Origin of the sequence: Ureibacillus sp. FSL K6-2830 (genome assembly GCF_038004145.1) — a bacterium.
GTDB lineage: Bacteria > Bacillota > Bacilli > Bacillales_A > Planococcaceae > Ureibacillus > Ureibacillus thermosphaericus.
Genome location: NZ_JBBOQR010000001.1, coordinates 1,558,419 through 1,576,180, shown reverse-complemented (window position 1 = coordinate 1,576,180; position 17,762 = coordinate 1,558,419). Strand labels below are relative to the sequence as shown.

18 protein-coding genes are annotated in these 17,762 nt (G+C 35.2%); 15 read left to right on the top strand and 3 right to left on the bottom strand.

The window, feature by feature from the left end:
* The first annotated feature begins 177 nt into the window (after nt 1-177).
* The 3 genes from NSU17_RS07800 to NSU17_RS07790 are packed head-to-tail and all read left to right on the top strand — an operon-like array spanning nt 178 to nt 2,572.
* Nucleotides 178-939: a ParA family protein gene (locus NSU17_RS07800; RefSeq protein WP_016838924.1), complete on the top strand. Its 762-nt coding sequence runs from the start codon at nt 178-180 to the stop codon at nt 937-939.
* Nucleotides 932-1,807: a ParB/RepB/Spo0J family partition protein gene (locus tag NSU17_RS07795; RefSeq protein ID WP_016838923.1), complete on the top strand. Its 876-nt coding sequence runs from the start codon at nt 932-934 to the stop codon at nt 1,805-1,807. The genes NSU17_RS07800 and NSU17_RS07795 overlap by 8 nt, the downstream gene beginning before the upstream one ends.
* A 57-nt stretch (nt 1,808-1,864) precedes the next feature.
* Nucleotides 1,865-2,572, top strand: coding sequence for a DUF554 domain-containing protein (locus NSU17_RS07790; protein ID WP_096549972.1), 708 nt, complete (start codon nt 1,865-1,867; stop codon nt 2,570-2,572).
* On the opposite strand, the gene yyaC is transcribed toward NSU17_RS07790, so the two are convergent.
* Nucleotides 2,489-3,118, bottom strand: a complete 630-nt coding sequence (gene yyaC / locus NSU17_RS07785) for a spore protease YyaC (protein ID WP_096549973.1) — start codon at nt 3,116-3,118, stop codon at nt 2,489-2,491. The two genes, NSU17_RS07790 and yyaC, sit on opposite strands and share 84 nt — an antisense overlap.
* Nucleotides 3,119-3,217: 99 nt before the next feature.
* On the opposite strand from yyaC, the gene NSU17_RS07780 reads away from it, so the two are divergent.
* From NSU17_RS07780 to ychF, 3 genes are all read left to right on the top strand, one after another.
* Nucleotides 3,218-4,138 (top strand): mechanosensitive ion channel family protein, encoded by a 921-nt coding sequence (locus NSU17_RS07780; RefSeq protein WP_340704729.1) that lies wholly within the window; start codon nt 3,218-3,220, stop codon nt 4,136-4,138.
* Entirely contained in the window at nt 4,138-4,335 is a 198-nt protein-coding gene (locus NSU17_RS07775) for a DUF951 domain-containing protein (RefSeq protein WP_096549975.1), read from the top strand. The genes NSU17_RS07780 and NSU17_RS07775 overlap by 1 nt, the downstream gene beginning before the upstream one ends.
* 160 nt (nt 4,336-4,495) lie before the next feature.
* Nucleotides 4,496-5,596 carry a redox-regulated ATPase YchF gene (gene ychF / locus NSU17_RS07770; protein ID WP_340704728.1) on the top strand — a complete coding sequence of 367 codons (1,101 nt, stop codon included), beginning with the start codon at nt 4,496-4,498 and terminating at the stop codon, nt 5,594-5,596.
* Between the two features lie 74 nt (nt 5,597-5,670).
* Here ychF and NSU17_RS07765 read toward each other — a convergent pair whose 3' ends face one another.
* A complete protein-coding gene (locus NSU17_RS07765; protein WP_340704727.1) occupies nt 5,671-6,216 on the bottom strand; it encodes a DUF3267 domain-containing protein in 546 nt (181 codons plus the stop codon).
* 188 nt (nt 6,217-6,404) lie between these two features.
* Between NSU17_RS07765 and rpsF the strand changes: the two genes are divergently transcribed.
* From rpsF to NSU17_RS07725, 8 genes are all read left to right on the top strand, one after another.
* Complete coding sequence (rpsF, locus tag NSU17_RS07760; protein WP_340704726.1) at nt 6,405-6,692, top strand: 30S ribosomal protein S6; 288 nt, start codon at nt 6,405-6,407, stop codon at nt 6,690-6,692.
* 38 nt (nt 6,693-6,730) lie between these two features.
* Nucleotides 6,731-7,252 (top strand): single-stranded DNA-binding protein, encoded by a 522-nt coding sequence (ssb, locus tag NSU17_RS07755; RefSeq protein WP_340704725.1) that lies wholly within the window; start codon nt 6,731-6,733, stop codon nt 7,250-7,252.
* A gap of 45 nt (nt 7,253-7,297) precedes the next feature.
* Complete coding sequence (gene rpsR, locus NSU17_RS07750) at nt 7,298-7,534, top strand: 30S ribosomal protein S18 (RefSeq protein WP_016838914.1); 237 nt, start codon at nt 7,298-7,300, stop codon at nt 7,532-7,534.
* 518 nt (nt 7,535-8,052) lie between these two features.
* A complete protein-coding gene (locus NSU17_RS07745) occupies nt 8,053-8,994 on the top strand; it encodes a YybS family protein (protein ID WP_340704724.1) in 942 nt (313 codons plus the stop codon).
* 12 nt (nt 8,995-9,006) lie between these two features.
* Nucleotides 9,007-10,980 (top strand): DHH family phosphoesterase, encoded by a 1,974-nt coding sequence (locus NSU17_RS07740; RefSeq protein WP_340704723.1) that lies wholly within the window; start codon nt 9,007-9,009, stop codon nt 10,978-10,980.
* On the top strand, nt 10,977-11,423 hold the full coding sequence (rplI, locus tag NSU17_RS07735; RefSeq protein WP_016838911.1) for a 50S ribosomal protein L9: 447 nt from the start codon (nt 10,977-10,979) through the stop codon (nt 11,421-11,423). Before NSU17_RS07740 ends, rplI begins: the two co-directional genes overlap by 4 nt.
* A 13-nt stretch (nt 11,424-11,436) precedes the next feature.
* Nucleotides 11,437-12,792 (top strand): replicative DNA helicase, encoded by a 1,356-nt coding sequence (dnaB, locus tag NSU17_RS07730; RefSeq protein ID WP_096549981.1) that lies wholly within the window; start codon nt 11,437-11,439, stop codon nt 12,790-12,792.
* 169 nt (nt 12,793-12,961) lie between these two features.
* A complete protein-coding gene (locus NSU17_RS07725) occupies nt 12,962-14,248 on the top strand; it encodes an adenylosuccinate synthase (RefSeq protein ID WP_340704722.1) in 1,287 nt (428 codons plus the stop codon).
* A gap of 413 nt (nt 14,249-14,661) precedes the next feature.
* On the opposite strand, the gene NSU17_RS07720 is transcribed toward NSU17_RS07725, so the two are convergent.
* Nucleotides 14,662-15,777, bottom strand: a complete 1,116-nt coding sequence (locus NSU17_RS07720; protein ID WP_096549683.1) for an IS4 family transposase — start codon at nt 15,775-15,777, stop codon at nt 14,662-14,664.
* Nucleotides 15,778-16,103: 326 nt separating this feature from the next.
* Here NSU17_RS07720 and NSU17_RS07715 point away from each other — a divergent pair, with 326 nt between their 5' ends.
* Nucleotides 16,104-17,582, top strand: coding sequence for a peptidoglycan DD-metalloendopeptidase family protein (locus NSU17_RS07715; RefSeq protein WP_340704721.1), 1,479 nt, complete (start codon nt 16,104-16,106; stop codon nt 17,580-17,582).
* Nucleotides 17,583-17,762: the final 180 nt, after the last annotated feature.

Below are 17,762 nucleotides of genomic sequence, written 5' to 3'. Positions count from 1 at the left end.
TCGTCTCTGCCACGTACAGAGACGACCGCTTTTTCTATATTATTTTTTCAAGAAATTTGGTTTATGGAATACAACTATATTATAAATTTGATAGAATGAAAGAAGTAAATATAAATTCTATTTGACTAAAAAATTACGCTTTTAACTATTCGAAAAGATGAAAGCAGGTGCACAAAATTGGGAAGAATTTTAGCAATCGCCAACCAAAAGGGCGGTGTCGGAAAAACTACTACATCTGTAAATTTGAGCGCTTGCCTTGCTTATTTAGGAAAAAAAGTATTGCTAATTGACATCGATCCCCAAGGAAATGCCACTAGTGGAGTTGGCATAAATAAAGGAGAAACATCTAGCTGTATTTACGACGTGATTATTGATGATGAAGATGTAAAAAACGTTATTCAACAAACAAAAGTAGAAAATTTGTATGTCATACCAGCTACTATTTCATTAGCAGGTGCTGAAATTGAATTAGTTTCTACAATCTCACGGGAAGTGCGTTTAAAGCATGCATTGGAAGAGGTTAAAGATGATTATGACTTCATCATTATTGACTGCCCACCATCATTAGGACTGTTAACGATCAATGCTTTAACTGCATCGGATGCAGTTATTATTCCTGTTCAATGTGAATATTACGCGTTAGAGGGGCTTAGTCAGCTATTATCAACAGTGAGATTGGTACAAAAACATTTAAATCCAACTTTATCAATTGATGGTGTACTTTTAACGATGTTAGATGCTCGTACAAATCTGGGGATTCAAGTGATTGAGGAAGTAAAAAAATATTTTCAAGATAAAGTCTACAAAACAATTATTCCTCGAAATGTACGTTTAAGTGAAGCACCCAGCTTTGGAGAACCAATTATCATCTATGATCCGAAATCACGAGGCGCTGAAGTGTATTTAGAGTTAGCAAGGGAAGTGGTAAAAAATGGCTAGGGGTTTAGGGAAAGGGATTGGTGCTCTATTTCCTACAGAAACATTAGAGTCCATTCAAGAAACTATTCAGAATGAAGAACATGTAGAAAAAATTCCGTTGCAAAAACTTGTCGCAAATCCTTTTCAACCACGGAAGAAGTTTGATGATGAAACAATTGAGGAATTAGCTCAATCCATTCGAGAACATGGTATTATTCAACCAATCGTTGTCAGAAAGAAAGGAAAAAAATACGAAATAGTCGTGGGAGAACGTCGTTATCGCGCGGCTAAATTGGCGAAGTTAGAGGAAATTCCGGCAATAATTAAAGAAATGACAGAAGAACAAATGATGGAACTTGCTATCCTAGAAAATTTACAAAGAGAAGATTTAACTCCAATTGAAGAAGCTGAAGCATATCAAAATTTAATTGAAAAATTAAATTTCACTCAAGATGATTTAGCAAAACGATTGGGGAAAAGCCGTCCGCATATCACGAATATGATTCGATTACTTCAATTACCAGAAGAAGTTCGTCAAATGGTAAATGATGGAGCTCTTTCAATGGGTCATGGAAGAGCATTACTTGGATTAAAAAATAAAAGAAAAATAATAGAAGTAGCAAAAAAAGTAGTGAATCAATCATTAAATGTACGTCAATTAGAAGCATTAATTAAACAACTAAACGAAAATGTTTCACGTGAAACGAAAAAGTCAACAAATAAGGATATTTTTGTTCAAGCAACTGAATCACAATTAAGGGAATTCTTTGGTACAAATGTTCAAATAAAGAAAACAAAAAATAAAGGGAAAATTGAAATTGAATTTTATTCTGAAGATGATTTGGAGCGTATATTAGAAATATTAAATTTAGAACATGATGAGGTATAAAAAGGGCGCCAATTAAGGCGCTCTATTTTTGAAACCAAAGAAAGAGGATAACAACTTATGATATTATTCGGAACAATTATCAATGCATTATTGATTATCATCGGTTCGATCATTGGACGCTTCTTAAAGAATTTACCAGAAAAAATGAAAAATACCGTACTTTCAATTATTGGACTTGCAGTTGCATTGTTAGGTATTCAAATGGGATTAAAAACGAATAATTTTGTTATTTTGATTGTTAGCTTAGTAGTTGGGGCGATTATAGGTGAGTGGATTGATTTAGATTCATTATTTAATCGTTTTGGAAAATGGGTCGAATCAAAAATAAAAAGCAAAGATTCAAATAGTAATATTGCTGAAGGTTTTATTACAGCGTCCCTTATTTTTGTTATTGGCTCAATGGGAATTATCGGTGCGTTAGACAGCGGGTTAAGAAATGATCATGCTGTTCTTATTACAAAAGGAATTATAGACGGCTTTACCTCCATTATTTTGACATCTACGTTAGGTATAGGTGTATTATTATCAGCATTTCCCGTATTGATTTATCAAGGTATGATTGCTATATTTTCAGGACTGATTAGTAAATACATACCTGAAGAGGCAATGAATCTCTTTATCCAAGAAATGACAGCAACCGGCGGCGTTATGATATTAGCGATTGGTTTAAATATTGCAGGATTAACTAAAATTCGTGTAGCCAATTTGCTGCCAGGAATTGTTGTTGTTCTTGGAATAATTGTAATCATGTTTCCTTTTCAATAAATGACGTTGATACGCAAGCAAAAGTGCACGGGCAATTTTATTGCTCATCGAATAAGTTACGTGAAGTCGAGTGTTTTGCAAAACTAGCATTTCCATAAATCCACCTACATTGACAACTCCTTTGATGGAAATATCGCCGATGGGTGGCAGCTCTTTATTCACTGCTTTTCCAGGCAGTAAAGGTCCGTTTTGGACAATAATTTGACCAATACTTTTTTCTCTTCCAAGACATGCATCAATAGCTACAACGAAAGGGAAAGTGGACATTTGTTGTAATTCTTCAACAGTAAGTGCTAAATTGATAGCATGAAGAGGATCTTCTAGCGTTCCAATGATTCGAAAAGGAAACTGATAGTTGGATAATAAACTTCCGGTTAAAGGACCTAAAGCGTCTCCCGTAGAACGGTCTGTACCGATGCAACAAAAAACAAGATTGTTATGTTCAAAGGGAATATGTTGTAAAAATAATTCGCTTAAACGCCATATTGCACCTGTTTCTTCATGATGAACGGACATTTTAAATGGTTCTTGAAAAATATTTTGCATGTGATTCCCACTTTCTTTTATGATTTTAGAATAGAATGTCTATAATTATTTTTTAGAATTATATCCATTTGTTTACTTTTCTATACTAGAGGTGGAAAAATGGCGATTCATGTTGTGGAAAAAGAAACGAAAGAGATTATCAATATATCGGAGAAGATATGGGAGTATTTTTCAAGGGAGGATCTTTGGAATTTTATTGTTGGAGCTTCCATTAAAATCATTGCAATTTTCTTACTTTCTTATCTTATTGTATTTATTGGGAAGCGAATTATTGCTCGTATCTTTAAACTAAGAATGCAATCTCCGTTAAAATATTCAGAAAGAAGGCAACAAACACTATTAAAATTGTCGCAAAGTGTATTATCATACGTCGTATACTTTTCGGCGATAATTGGAGCACTATCTTCCTTAAATATTAATGTTGCAGGGTTACTTGCTGGAGCAGGTATTGCAGGCCTTGCAATTGGTTTTGGTGCACAAAATTTAGTAAAAGACGTCATTACGGGTTTTTTCATCATTTTCGAAGATCAGTTTGGTGTTGGAGATTATATTCGAATTAATACATCAAGTGCAGCAGAAGGTACAGTAACTGAAATAGGATTAAGAACGACCAAAATTGTTGGGATAACTGGAGAAGTATATATTGTTCCGAATGGGCAAATTACCGAAGTAGTAAACTTTTCACTAAATAACTCAAAAGCAGTCATAGATATGCAAGTTGGAATTGAAGCGGATATTGAAAAAATTGAAAATTTAATGACGGAATATTTAAAAACATTACCGAAACAATATGAGGAGCTTGTCGATGTACCTAAGTTTGTTGGAGTTCAAAATGTTACTGGTACTGAAATAACAATTCGAATTGTTGCAGAAACAAAACCTCAACAGCATTATGAAATTGCAAGAATCATTCGAAGGGATGTCAAAAAGATTTTTGAGAAAAATGATATACCAATGGCTTATCCAAAAATGATGATATATGATTCTAGTAAAGTAATGTCTAGGGGAGATGAGAATTGATGGAGACAAAAACATTTAAATTGAATGACATTGTGGAAATGAAAAAGCAACATCCATGTGGTACGAATGCTTGGAAAATTATTCGAATGGGCGCTGATATTCGAATTAAGTGTCAAGGATGTGGACATAGTGTCTTGCTACCTCGTAGGGAGTTTACGAAAAAAATGAAAAAAGTTATACAAGAAGCGGAAGAATAATTGTTATGTAATCCCCACACAGTACTTTGTATGAATGTGGGGATTTTTTGTTGTTCATACAAAAATAAATGGAAAATAGACTTTTTATGTGGAAATCCATATAATTAACACTAGTGCAAAAACTAATAGTCATGTTTCACATAAGAAAGGTAGTGAGTCAATGTCACTAACAGCTGGAATTGTAGGTCTTCCAAACGTAGGAAAGTCGACACTATTTAATGCAATTACAAAGGCAGGTGCCCTTGCTGCTAATTATCCATTTGCAACGATTGATCCAAACGTAGGCGTTGTAGACGTTCCAGATTCTCGATTAGACAAATTAACAGAGCTTGTAAAACCTCAAAAGAAAGTTCCAACATCATTTGAATTCACGGATATCGCTGGAATCGTAAAAGGCGCGTCAAAAGGAGAAGGTTTAGGGAATAAGTTCCTCTCTCATATTCGAGAAGTCGATGCGATTTGCCAAGTGGTTCGTTGCTTTGATGATGAAAATATTACACACGTTGCAGGTAAAGTTGATCCAATAGCAGATATTGAGGTCATCAATTTAGAGTTAATTTTAGCTGATTTAGAATCAGTAGATAAACGTCTTCAAAGAGTAAGCAAAATAGCAAAGCAAAAAGATAAAGATGCAATGATTGAAGAGCCAATTTTAATCAAAATTAAAGAAGCTCTTGAAAATGAAAAGCCTGCTCGTTCTGTTGAATTAACGGAAGATGAGAAAAAAGTAATCAAAGGATTAAATTTATTAACATTAAAGCCAATGCTTTATGTTGCAAACGTTTCGGAAGATGAAGTGGCAAATGCAGATGAAAATGAGTATGTAAAACAAGTTCGTGCATATGCAGAAAAAGAAGGCTCAAAGGTGATAACGGTATGTGCAAAAATTGAAGAAGAAATTGCGCAGCTTGATGAAGAGGAAAAGAAAATGTTCCTTGAAGAATTGGGCATTAAAGAGTCCGGATTGGACCAACTAATTCGTGCTGCATATGATTTGCTTGGCCTTGCTACTTACTTTACAGCAGGAGAAAAAGAAGTGCGTGCTTGGACATTCAAAAAAGGGATGAAAGCTCCAGAATGTGCAGGTATTATTCACTCTGACTTTGAAAGAGGCTTCATTCGAGCTGAAACAGTTTCCTTTGAAGATTTATTAGCGGCTGGCTCTATGCAACAAGCAAAAGAACAAGGGAAAGTTCGTTTAGAAGGTAAAGACTATGTCGTACAAGACGGCGACATTATGTTATTCCGATTCAACGTATAATCAGGCATAATAAAAAGAGTGGAATTTACGCCAAGATGTTTTAAATATATTTACGTAAATTCCACTTTTTCTTTTTATTGATATACATACAATTTTGGTAATTGGGGGTCATCTTTTACAAGCGCATGATTAGGAAATTTGCGGAGTTCTTTATACATATAAAAATCCCCGACAGCCCCTGCAATTAAAAAAGCACCTAATAAAACTATTAATTGATTATCGAAAATAAATCCAATTATTGTTGGCAGGACTCCTGTTGTCCAAAAGGGGAGCATTAGCGCTTTTTTCATTGCATGATTTGGTAATGGTTTTGACGTTGTTGCATAAGCAACTCCTAGCTTCACATTTATACCGTAATTCAGCTGACTCCACTTCACTTTTCCAAAAATCATAAACCCAATTAAATGAAACAATTCATGCAAAATAATCAGTGCACAATAGCCTACAATAAATAATAGAAAATTCCATAGCGTAATGGCCATTTCAAATTGAAACTGTCGATGGATGATCGTATTGAATGCTAAAAAAAGAATGCACAAAAGAAGGGTCATCCAAAAATTCAACTTTGCAATTTTTTTCATATCTAATTCAATAATCAGTGGATCTTTCTCTTCCAACAAAATTATTCAACCCCTTTTTCCCATTATATCGAAATAACAGATTTTAGAAAATCTTATACTCCCCATTGAATGCTAGTTGCGATTGATAAAAGTATATGTTACAATTCAAAGATGTGAGTAATAGAAATTTACTCCTTGCTCCCTTGAAATAAAGGAGAGCCAAAGTCCATAAGGAGGTGCAAAAAGCGATGAGAAAATATGAATTAATGTATATTATTCGTCCAAACATTGAAGAAGAAGAGAAAAAAGCTTTAGTTCAACGCTTTGATGACATTCTTTCTTCAAATGGTGCGGAAATCATCGAGTCAAAAGAATGGGGCAAACGCCGTCTTGCTTATGAAATCAAAGACTATCGCGAAGGTATTTACCACATCGTGAAAGTTAATGCTCCAGTTAAAGCAATCGATGAATACAATCGTTTAGCAAACATTAACGAAGACATTATTCGTCATATCGCTGTTCGTGAAGAAGAATAATCTTATTGAACATTAATGCTGAAGAGGAGGTTGTCAAATTGATCAATCGTGTCGTATTAGTAGGTAGGCTAACAAAAGACCCTGAACTACGATACACGCCAAATGGAGTACCGGTAACTCGATTTACAGTTGCTGTAAATCGAACGTTTACGAATCAACAAGGTGAAAGAGAAGCGGATTTCATTAGCTGTGTAGCATGGAGAAAACAAGCTGAAAACCTCGCAAATTACATGAGAAAAGGAAGTCTCGTCGGTATTGATGGACGCATCCAAACTAGTAGTTTCGAGGGTCAAGATGGCAAACGTGTTTACATGACAGAAGTCGTAGCAGATTCCGTGCAATTTTTAGAACCAAGAAGTGCACAGGGGCAACAGCCATATGGGGGACAACCTTCGTACGGTGCAAGTCAACCTCCATACGGTGGCACGCAAGAGCCATTTGGTGTACCATTCCCAAGTCAACCTCCTCAAAATCAGCCGAATTATACACGTGTAGATGAAGACCCATTTGCATCAAGCAAAGGTCCAATTGAAGTTTCAGAAGACGATTTACCGTTCTAAGGTATTCGGATAACGGAGAAATAATAAAAAAAGGAGGGAAAATCGATGGCACAACGTCGCGGAGGTCGCAAACGTCGCAAAGTTTGCTACTTTACTTCAAATAACATTACACACATCGACTACAAAGATGTAGATTTACTAAAAAAATTCATTTCTGAACGCGGAAAAATTCTTCCACGTCGCGTAACTGGAACAAGTGCAAAATATCAACGCAAATTAACTACAGCAATCAAACGCGCTCGTATTATGGCACTTCTTCCATTCGTAGCGGAAGATAAATAATGAATGTTATAAAAAGCAGCAAAGGCAAAATTTAGCCTTTGTTGCTTTTTTACTTCAGCAATAATTAAATGTACTCTGGAAAGAGAGAATCAGCGACATTCTTCCCTAATTTGAAATAGTAAACAAAATGTACAGCAAAACATCATTGCATGGGAAATAAGCCATCAAATTATATAAAGAATCTCAACAAGATTAAGGCGTTAAAAAAGCTTGATAACGATGAAGCTGAACAAATTAATTCTACTTGTTGCCAACAATGAATTTATGCACGATAAAAACCATTCAGGAAGACTTTACTACTAGTTTTGCGGTGAATTTATTTATTTTTTAACTTTTAATAAAAGTAAAAATTCATCACATCAAACATAATCATCTAATCTTTTAGGTTAGATGATTATGTTTTTTCTTCCGACATTCTTTTATCGTTTTGCTTTATCGTATTTTTGTCCTACTTTATAAAAAATGGTACAATATACGAATGTAAAGAATTATTGAATTGTAATAAAGGAAGGTTTCTCATGCCGAACAATCAAACACAAAGGCTTACACATGGCGCAATGATGATTGCAATATTTGCTATTCTCATTGCAATTGCATATTATGTACCAATAATCAGCTTAGTGGCGACATTATTTGCCCCATTACCTATTGCTTGGTTTAGCGCAAAGTATGACCGATCATCTTCCATTATTTTAGGAGTTATTGGGTGTATTATCACCTTTTTCTTCGGGGGATTGTTAATTTTACCATTTTCCATGATTTTTGCGGTATGCGGTGTCGTGATGGGAGATGCACTGCGCACGAATAAAAGTAAAGCTTACTTATTCATGGCAACTGGTATTTCAGTGTTAATTACTTTTGCAATTCAATATTTAATTTCTATTAAACTGTTTGAAAGAGATTTTATTAAGGAATCTTTCCAACTGATGCGGGAAAGTTATATGGCTTCTTTTGAATTCGCTGAAAGTTTAACTGGCGAACAGCCAATGACTGAAGAAGCGTTCAATCTAATGTTTCAACATATAGAGATAGCCATTCCTGCAACCGTTACATTAGCTGCATTCTTCCTATCGTTTCTTTTAATTACAGTAAATCTGCCAATCCTAAAACGATTAGGTATTACTGTTCCAAAATTTCAAGCTTTTAAAGATTTACGCTTACCTCGTACCATTTTATGGATTTATTTAATCGTCTTAACGATTCAATTGTTTGTACGCCCTGAATTAGGAACATCACTATATGTAATCACATTTAATTTTTCATTAGTCTTATGGGTGTTGTTAACAATTCAAGGAATTTCTTTCCTGCACTTTGTGTTGGATGCTTATCGAGCGCCTAAATTTTTAAAGGGATTAGCAACAATTTTTGCAATTCCTTTGTATAACTTTGTGATGCTCTTAGGAATTTTAGATTTAGGTTTCGATATTCGCTCATTTGTGACAGGAAAGATTCGAAAGTAAGGGGCTGATCTCATGGATACTTACAGGAAGCGGAGGATACTTTACCCGCTTTTACATTTGGCGGTTTTCGGATTAGTGGGTATTGTTGGATTGTTTTTATTGAATATATGGGTTGGAGCAGCTTTCGCGATACTTGTTGCATTGATTATATTTTATGATTGGAAAACAGAAAGAATTGCTTATTTTGCAATAGAAAAATATATAGAATCTTTAGCGTTTCGAATGAAAAAAGTTGGGCAGGAAGTTCTTTTAGAAATGCCGATTGGTATTGTATTAATCAATGATAAATTTGAAATTGAATGGGCTAATCCCTACATGACGAGGCTTTTGGATATCCCAACTTTAACAGGTCAGGATTTGTTCCTTTTATCGGATGAATTACAAAAAATAAGAAAATCTGATGAAAAAACTGATAGCATCGTAACCATTCGAGATAGGAAATTTAAAGTCATTTATAAACAAGAAGAAAAACTATTATATTTTCTCGATGTAACTGAACAAGTAAAAATTGAAAAGCAATATTATGATGATCGAACAGTCATTGCTATTCTTTTCATCGATAATTATGATGATATTACGCAAGGGATGGATGACCAAACAAAAAGCATGACGAATTCAACCGTTACATCCATCATCAACGATTGGGCAGAGGAATATGACATTTATATTAAAAGAATTGATACGGATCGATTTTTAGCGATATTAAATGAATCAATTTTAAATGAATTGGAAAAGAAGAAATTCTCGATTCTAGACGATATTCGAGAAAAGACGGCTAAGAAAAATTTATCACTTACATTGAGTATCGGAATAGGTACTGGTTCGCCATCCTTAATTGAACTAGGTGAATTAGCTCAATCAAGCTTAGATTTAGTATTAGGGCGCGGCGGAGACCAGGTGGCTATTAAACAATCGAATGGAAAAATTAAATTTTATGGTGGAAAAACAAATCCAGTCGAAAAACGTACGAGAGTCCGAGCACGCGTGATTTCCCATGCTTTAAAAGATTTAATTCAAGATAGCGATCTCGTTTTTATTATGGGGCATAAAAATCCTGATATGGATTCAATTGGAGCAGGGATTGGTGTTCGGAAAATGGCTCATATGAATAAAGTGGATAGCTACATCGTATTAGATTTTGATGAATTAAACGGCAGTGTTGAGCGACTAATAGATGAAATTAAACAACAATCCGATTTAAAGGAATATTTTATTTCACCAGAAGAAGCTTTAAGCATCATGTCTGAAAAATCATTATTAGTCGTTGTGGATACCCATCGCCCGAGCCTCGTAGTAGATGAAACATTGTTAAAACGTTTCGAGAAAATTGTTGTAATTGATCATCATCGACGAGGGGAAGAGTTTATTAACAATTCAACACTTGTTTATATGGAACCGTACGCTTCCTCGACTTCAGAGCTCGTAACGGAACTTTTAGAATATCAGCCCGATAATGAAAAACTTTCGAAACTTGAAGCAACAGCTTTGCTCGCTGGAATCATTGTAGATACAAAAAGCTTTACGCTAAGAACAGGTGCTAGAACCTTTGAAGCAGCATCCTATTTAAGAACGTACGGGGCGGATACGGTGCTTGTGCAACGTTTATTAAAAGAAGATATTCATACGTTTATTGAGCGTTCAAAAATCATACAAAATGTTCGATTTACCTATCCAGGAATTGCGGTTGCGCATGCAGAAGAAGAAAAAGAGTACGATTCTGTTTTAATTGCCCAAACGGCAGATATTTTGCTTTCAATGAAAGACGTAAATGCTTCTTTTGTCATCGCCCGCAGACAAGATGGCTTAATGGGTATCAGTGCCCGTTCATTAGGAGAAATCAATGTACAATTGATAATGGAGAAACTGGGAGGCGGTGGCCACTTAACAAATGCGGCTTGCCAACTTGAAGTCGATACAATAGAAGAAGCTTTAGAATTATTACAAAATGCTATTATTGAAACGTTAGAAGGGAGCATGGAAGAATGAAAGTTGTATTTTTAAAAGATGTAAAAGGTCAAGGGAAAAAAGGCGAAGTGAAAAATGTTGCTGATGGTTATGCACAAAATTTCTTAATTAAAAAAGGCTTAGCTGTAGAAGCTACAAAAGAAGCATTAAGTCGTCTTGAAGGACAAAAGAAACATGAAGCGAAACTTGCAGCACAGGAACTTCAAGCTGCAAAAGAGTTAAAAGAAAAATTAGAAAATATTACGTTAGAAATTAAAGCAAAAGCAGGAGAAGGCGGACGTCTATTCGGTTCTGTATCAACAAAACAAATTTCAGAAAGCTTACAAAAAAATTATGGAATTAAAGTGGATAAAAGAAAAATGGAATGCAATGAAGGTATTCGTTCATTAGGTGTCACAAATGTTCCAGTGAAATTACATCCGGAAGTAAAAGCGACTTTAAAAGTCCATGTAAAGGAAGAATAAGGAGCGAAATAAAATGAGTGATCTAATCGATCGCGTTCCACCGCATAACCATGAAGCTGAGCAATCAGTTCTTGGTGCGATATTTCTTGATCCTCAAGCATTAATTACTGCATCGGAAATTTTAGTTCCGGAAGATTTTTATCGCATTGCCCATCAAAAAATATTCCAAACGATGCTTGATTTAAGTGACAAAGGGAATGCGATTGATGTTGTTACTGTTACAGAAGAGTTATCTGTAAGAAAAGAACTCGAAGATGTAGGCGGTCTATCCTACTTGATGGAATTAGCAAATGCCGTACCTACAGCAGCTAATGTTAGTTACTATGCAAAAATAGTAGAAGAAAAGTCCATTTTAAGAAGATTAATACGCACGGCAACAAAAATCGTTGAAGATAGCTATATACGGGAAGATGAAGTAGAGGAATTATTATCCGAAGCTGAAAGAAAGATGATGGAAGTAGCCAATCGAAAAAACGCTGGCGACTTCAAACATGTGAAAGACGTTCTTGTTCAAACTTACGATAATATTGAGCAACTTCAAAATCGAAAAGGAGACGTTACCGGAATTCCGACGGGCTTTACGGATTTAGACCGCATGACAGCGGGTTTTCAACGAAATGATTTAATCATTGTAGCCGCCCGTCCATCTGTAGGGAAAACAGCTTTTGCGTTAAACATTGCGCAAAATGTCGCGGTCAAAGCTCGGGAAAATGTTGCGATCTTCTCGCTCGAAATGGGTGCTGAACAATTAGTCATGCGTATGCTCTGTGCAGAAGGAAATATTGACGCTCAAGTTTTAAGAACAGGGGCGCTTACTGCTGAAGATTGGAGCAAGTTAACAATCGCAATGGGTACCCTTTCGAATGCGGGGATCTATATTGATGATACGCCGGGCTTGCGCGTTAATGAAATTCGAGCGAAGTGCCGTCGACTTGCCCAAGAAAAGGGATTAGGGATGATTTTAATTGACTACCTACAATTAATCCAAGGAAGCGGCAGACGCGGGGAGAACCGTCAACAAGAAGTTTCTGAAATATCTCGCTCATTAAAAGCATTAGCTCGTGAATTACACGTGCCGGTTATTGCGTTATCTCAGCTATCCCGCGGGGTAGAGCAACGTCAAGATAAGCGTCCGATGATGAGTGATATTCGTGAATCTGGAAGTATTGAGCAAGATGCGGATATCGTAGCTTTCCTATATCGTGACGATTATTATGATAAAGAAACAGAGAACAAAAACATGATTGAAATTATTATTGCAAAGCAACGGAACGGTCCAACGGGAACTGTGACCCTTGCGTTTAAAAAAGAGTTTAATAAATTTTTGAATATTGATTGGTCTCAACGACAAGAACCAATGCATGCATAACACGAAGAGAAAAGTAACATAATAAAATAAACTTTGAAGAACACGAACAATTGTACATAAAAAATATTTATTTGTTCGTGTTTTTTTGTTTGATGCATTGACGAATGCTCTATTTCACTGTACAATTAATCTGTTTGATAAAGGACGCATAGTGCGCGGAGGTGCAGAAATGACTTCAGTTGTTGTTGTTGGAACTCAATGGGGAGACGAAGGAAAAGGGAAAATTACGGATTTCCTTTCTAAAAAAGCGGATGTGATCGCTCGTTTTTCAGGCGGTGACAATGCTGGACATACAATTAAAATTGGTGAAGAAACATACAAATTACATTTAATTCCATCTGGGATTTTCTATAAAGAGAAAACATCTGTGATGGGGAATGGTATGGTAATCAACCCAAAATCATTAGTAAATGAGCTAAAAGGTTTACAAGCTCGTGGCATTAATACATCTAATTTACGTATTTCAAATCGTGCTCATGTCATTCTCCCATATCACATTTATCAAGATAAAGTAGAAGAAGAAGCTCGTGGCGACAAAAAAATCGGAACAACATGCAAGGGAATTGGCCCATGCTACCAAGATAAAATTGCTCGTATGGGAATCCGCATTGCAGATTTACTAGATCGAGAAATATTTGAACAAAAATTGCGCGAGAACTTAGAAAAGAAAAACCGTTTATTTGAGAAATATTATGAAGTAGAAGGTTTAAAATTCGAGGATATCTTTGAAGAGTATTATGGCTACGGTCAAGAAATTGCTCAATATGTAACAGATACTTCAAAAGTATTAAATGACATCTTAGATGAGGGCGGACGTGTATTATTTGAAGGTGCTCAAGGCGTTATGTTAGATGTTGACCATGGAACATATCCGTTTGTTACATCTTCCAACCCTGTGGCTGGTGGTGTGACGACAGGTACAGGAATTGGTCCTTCTCACGTTACGAGAGTAGTGGGCGTTTCAAAAGCATATACCTCTCGTGTAGGCGACGGTCCATTCCCAACGGAATTGTTTGATGAAGTTGGCCATCAAATTCGTGAAGTAGGTCGAGAATACGGTACAACGACTGGTCGTCCTCGCCGTGTAGGTTGGTTTGACGCAGTAGTAGTACGCCATTCTCGTCGCGTTTCTGGTATTACAGATTTAGCTTTAAACTCAATCGATGTATTAACTGGCTTAGAAACAGTAAAAATCTGTACGGCTTATAAATATAAAAATCAAATTATTACGGAGTATCCTGCAAGTTTACATGTATTAGAAGAATGTGAACCTGTATATGAAGAACTTCCTGGTTGGACTGAAGATATTACAGGTGTACGTTCCTTCGATGAACTGCCTACAAATGCTCAAAACTATGTCAATCGTATTGTTGAATTAACAGGTATTCCTTTAATGACATTCTCCGTAGGCCCAGCCCGGGAACAAACAAATGTAGTAAATGATGTTTGGGAATAAGGATATTCAACAATAAAAACATAGATTATTTAGAAACGATATTCTAACTACATTTGTTCTGTGCGAAAGCGAAAAATAAAAGTCACCATTTTTCATCAAAAGGAAAATGGTGACTTTTTAATATTTCTCTAAGCGCCTTCCTCTTTCAATAAGAATTCCAGTAGAGTATGTGAGACTATCATATAAGATTAACTATTCATTTCTTATTTTATAGTTGCACAAAATAAGAGAATGATGAATAAATTCGTCAAAATTTGATCATAATATCATTAGCATTGCATAAATATAGTTAGAATTTTCTGTTAATTAATTTTTGTGAATTTGTGCCAAAAAGACAAAACCTAAAGAAAGGTGGCACTGCCCATTTGGTAAATATATACAGTTAAACCAGAGCGACAACGACAAAAGGGAGATTATGGACTGGCTCGCCCATCAAATTTTCGCAACCAAACATAAGCTGGTTTCCACAGAGCTCTCTTTAACCAACGAGTAATTCGAAGTAGAGATTTCTTACTTTTCATCTCCAATTGAATGAGAACATGTAAGCAATACGTGATAAGGGCTAAGAAAATTTGATTTTGAATAGCTGTTTCACTCATTCCATAAAAGTGCTTAATTTCTACGTGTTGCTTGAGCCATTTGAAAAAGAGTTCAATAGCCCAGCGAGATCGGTAAATATCACTTATCTCTTCTGGTTTTAAATCAAATCGGTTGGTGATGAAACGAAGTAAGTTCCCTTTTGTGTCCATAACTTCTAGTAGACGAAAGACATTTTCAGTACGATTTTGTGTGGTACCAATGTAGACCATTTTATCGGATAGAACGTGACAATCATCAGGAAGTGAAAATGTATAGACTTCACGAATGACTGCGTTTTTCTTCAGTCTTGAAACGAAGAAATAGCCATCATCTGTCATCCGATCAAAACGTTCATAGTCCACATAACCGCGGTCAAACACATACATGGCTTCTTTATCATCCACTAGGACTTCGAGTTGATTTCGGTCATGTTCTTTTGCTGTCGTAATCACTGCTTTTTCAGGATAGACGGTGTCTTTATCCATGAAAACGAGCCGTAAGTGTAGCTTTACACCAGCTTTTGTTTTACGGAATTTTGCCCATTTATAATTGGTCAAATTCAACGGGAGTGTACTTGAATCAATGATTTTCAGTGGCATATTCTTTCCGGTTTTATAATGGTACCGTTGAATTTTCCAAACAAGATCCAAGAACAAATTTGCAAGAATTAGTGGGTTGATCTGATTGTTTTTTCGGGATAGCTGAGAGGCACTTATCGATTCAAATCCGAGTGCTTTTTGAAGATCTTCGTCTACAAGTGCATCACTCATTTCCTCTAAGCTCTTAAATTCGAGCAGCTGGGCTACCAATAAAAGTTTAATATAGGCTTCTGTTGTCAGCTTTTTTGTGTAATAGTCCTGTTTCAATTCTTTGACTTGTTCGCTAAGTTTTTGAATATTTATGGGTGAAACCCATTTACCAAATGATGAAATTAGTGTATTCTTGTCCATAACGTTTATCCTTTACGATTGGATTTGGACAGGAACCACCTGTACTTCCATTGTAAAGGATTTTTTTGTTTCGAAATCAATAAAAAATTGAACATTCTTAGTATTTTGAATCATCAGATTTAATTAGTGCAATGCTAGTGTCATAATATATAAAAATTTTCATCATTCTCCATCATTATATATTTTGTAACAAAAATTGCTCAAATAATACATTTTCATTACAAAAATTTTAAAATGTTCATTCAAAATACACATTATGATACAGTAAGTAGGTGTGAGTATGAAAAAGCATCCTATTTGCGGACAATTTTGGAAGGGGCTTGTTTATGAAAACGAAATGGAATACTGGTCGAGACGGTAGTCATAATCTAAGTCTTCTAAATCAAAATAATAAATATGGCATTCTAAAAAAAGTTTTGTTTGCTGCAGTGTTGCTTTTGACTGTTTCCTTTAACTTAGCTTTTGCTAATGAAGGGAAGCTAGAATCTATCGACAAAATTTACCATGTTTATTTAGAAGACGAATATATCGGTGCAGTTTCAGATGAGAACAAAGTGAGAAAAATGATTGAAGATAAAGAAAAAGAAGTAAGTTTGCAATATAAGGATTATGAAATAGATGCAGATTCTTTAGTAACGATTGTTCCTGAACAAGTATTTTCTTATAAAACCAATGATTCAGAAACGTTAAAAACATTAAGTAAACAATTAGAACCACAAACAGATGCATTTGCTTTACAAGTTGATGGAGAACCAATCCTTTATTTAAAAAATAAAAAAGACTACGAAGAAACTATTAAAAAACTAAAGCTTCAATATGTTCCGAAAGAAAAACTAAAAGAGCTTGAACAATCAAAAAGCTCAAACAAACAATTGCCGAAATTAGAGGCAAATCAATCAAGAATCATCGATGTTTTTCTTTCAGAAGATGTTTCAGGTGAAGAAACAAAAGTAAGCCCTGCCAAAATTCTTACACCTGATGAAGCGGTACAATATATTAAAACTGGATTGATTGAAAAGCAAGTATATGTTGTGAAAAAAGGCGATGTCCTTGGAAAAATCGCTAAAAATCATGGTTTAACAACGAAAGAGTTATTGGAACTTAATCCTGATATAACGATTGATACATTATTACAAATTGGACAAGAAATAAACGTTACAGTAGAAAAGCCTTTAATTAACGTACAAGTGATATACGAAAAAGTGAATAAAGAAAAAATTGATTATGAAAAAGTTATTGAAGAAGACGCTTCAATGTATAAAGGGGAAAAACAAATTATACAAGAAGGTAGTCCAGGAGAAAAAGAAGTATCTTACTTAATTACAGAAGTAAACGGGAATATCGTGAAGAAAACGATTACCGAAGAAAAAGTGTTAGTAGAACCTACGAAACATATTGAAAAAGTGGGAACAAAGGTAATTTCATCACGTGGTACGGGTGAATTTATTTGGCCGACAAGCGGTGGATATATATCAAGTAATATGGGGTCTCGTTGGGGCAGCTACCATCGAGGAATTGATATTGCTCGTCCATCGAATTACAGCATTAAAGCAAGTGACAATGGCGTTGTAACTTTTGCTGGATGGGATGGGTCTTACGGAAATAAAATAGTCATCAATCACAATAATGGATATACTACTCTATATGCCCATTTGTCAGAAATATATGTTTCCGTTGGACAAGTAGTGCCTCAAGGTTCTGTTATTGGAAAAATGGGGACGACTGGAAATTCAACAGGAATACACTTGCATTTTGAAGTAAGCAAAAATGGATCACTGATTAATCCATTAGCAGTATTAGATTAATTTCGATTGAGGTAGTGGCATCATTACATGTCATTACCTCTTTTCTTTTATTACATCTTGGGAAATTTCCATCAATGAGAAATTTGTCGAAATATTTCCCGGAAAATAATGACCATAAAATCCCCTAATAGTATATGCTCAAAAATAACAACAATAGGACATTGGATTTTTTGTTATAAT

Excerpts from the sequence above, each read along its gene's own strand:
- NSU17_RS07795 (WP_016838923.1), top strand. The coding sequence starts at position 932 with ATGGCTAGGGGTTTAGGGAAAGGGATTGGTGCTCTATTTCCTACAGAA.
- yyaC (WP_096549973.1), bottom strand. The coding sequence starts at position 3,118 with ATGCAAAATATTTTTCAAGAACCATTTAAAATGTCCGTTCATCATGAA.
- NSU17_RS07790 (WP_096549972.1), top strand. The coding sequence starts at position 1,865 with ATGATATTATTCGGAACAATTATCAATGCATTATTGATTATCATCGGT.
- rpsF (WP_340704726.1), top strand. The coding sequence starts at position 6,405 with ATGAGAAAATATGAATTAATGTATATTATTCGTCCAAACATTGAAGAA.
- rpsR (WP_016838914.1), top strand. The coding sequence starts at position 7,298 with ATGGCACAACGTCGCGGAGGTCGCAAACGTCGCAAAGTTTGCTACTTT.
- rplI (WP_016838911.1), top strand. The coding sequence starts at position 10,977 with ATGAAAGTTGTATTTTTAAAAGATGTAAAAGGTCAAGGGAAAAAAGGC.
- NSU17_RS07740 (WP_340704723.1), top strand. The coding sequence starts at position 9,007 with ATGGATACTTACAGGAAGCGGAGGATACTTTACCCGCTTTTACATTTG.
- ychF (WP_340704728.1), top strand. The coding sequence starts at position 4,496 with ATGTCACTAACAGCTGGAATTGTAGGTCTTCCAAACGTAGGAAAGTCG.
- NSU17_RS07725 (WP_340704722.1), top strand. The coding sequence starts at position 12,962 with ATGACTTCAGTTGTTGTTGTTGGAACTCAATGGGGAGACGAAGGAAAA.
- NSU17_RS07745 (WP_340704724.1), top strand. The coding sequence starts at position 8,053 with ATGCCGAACAATCAAACACAAAGGCTTACACATGGCGCAATGATGATT.
- NSU17_RS07780 (WP_340704729.1), top strand. The coding sequence starts at position 3,218 with ATGGCGATTCATGTTGTGGAAAAAGAAACGAAAGAGATTATCAATATA.
- NSU17_RS07720 (WP_096549683.1), bottom strand. The coding sequence starts at position 15,777 with ATGGACAAGAATACACTAATTTCATCATTTGGTAAATGGGTTTCACCC.
- NSU17_RS07775 (WP_096549975.1), top strand. The coding sequence starts at position 4,138 with ATGGAGACAAAAACATTTAAATTGAATGACATTGTGGAAATGAAAAAG.
- NSU17_RS07715 (WP_340704721.1), top strand. The coding sequence starts at position 16,104 with ATGAAAACGAAATGGAATACTGGTCGAGACGGTAGTCATAATCTAAGT.
- dnaB (WP_096549981.1), top strand. The coding sequence starts at position 11,437 with ATGAGTGATCTAATCGATCGCGTTCCACCGCATAACCATGAAGCTGAG.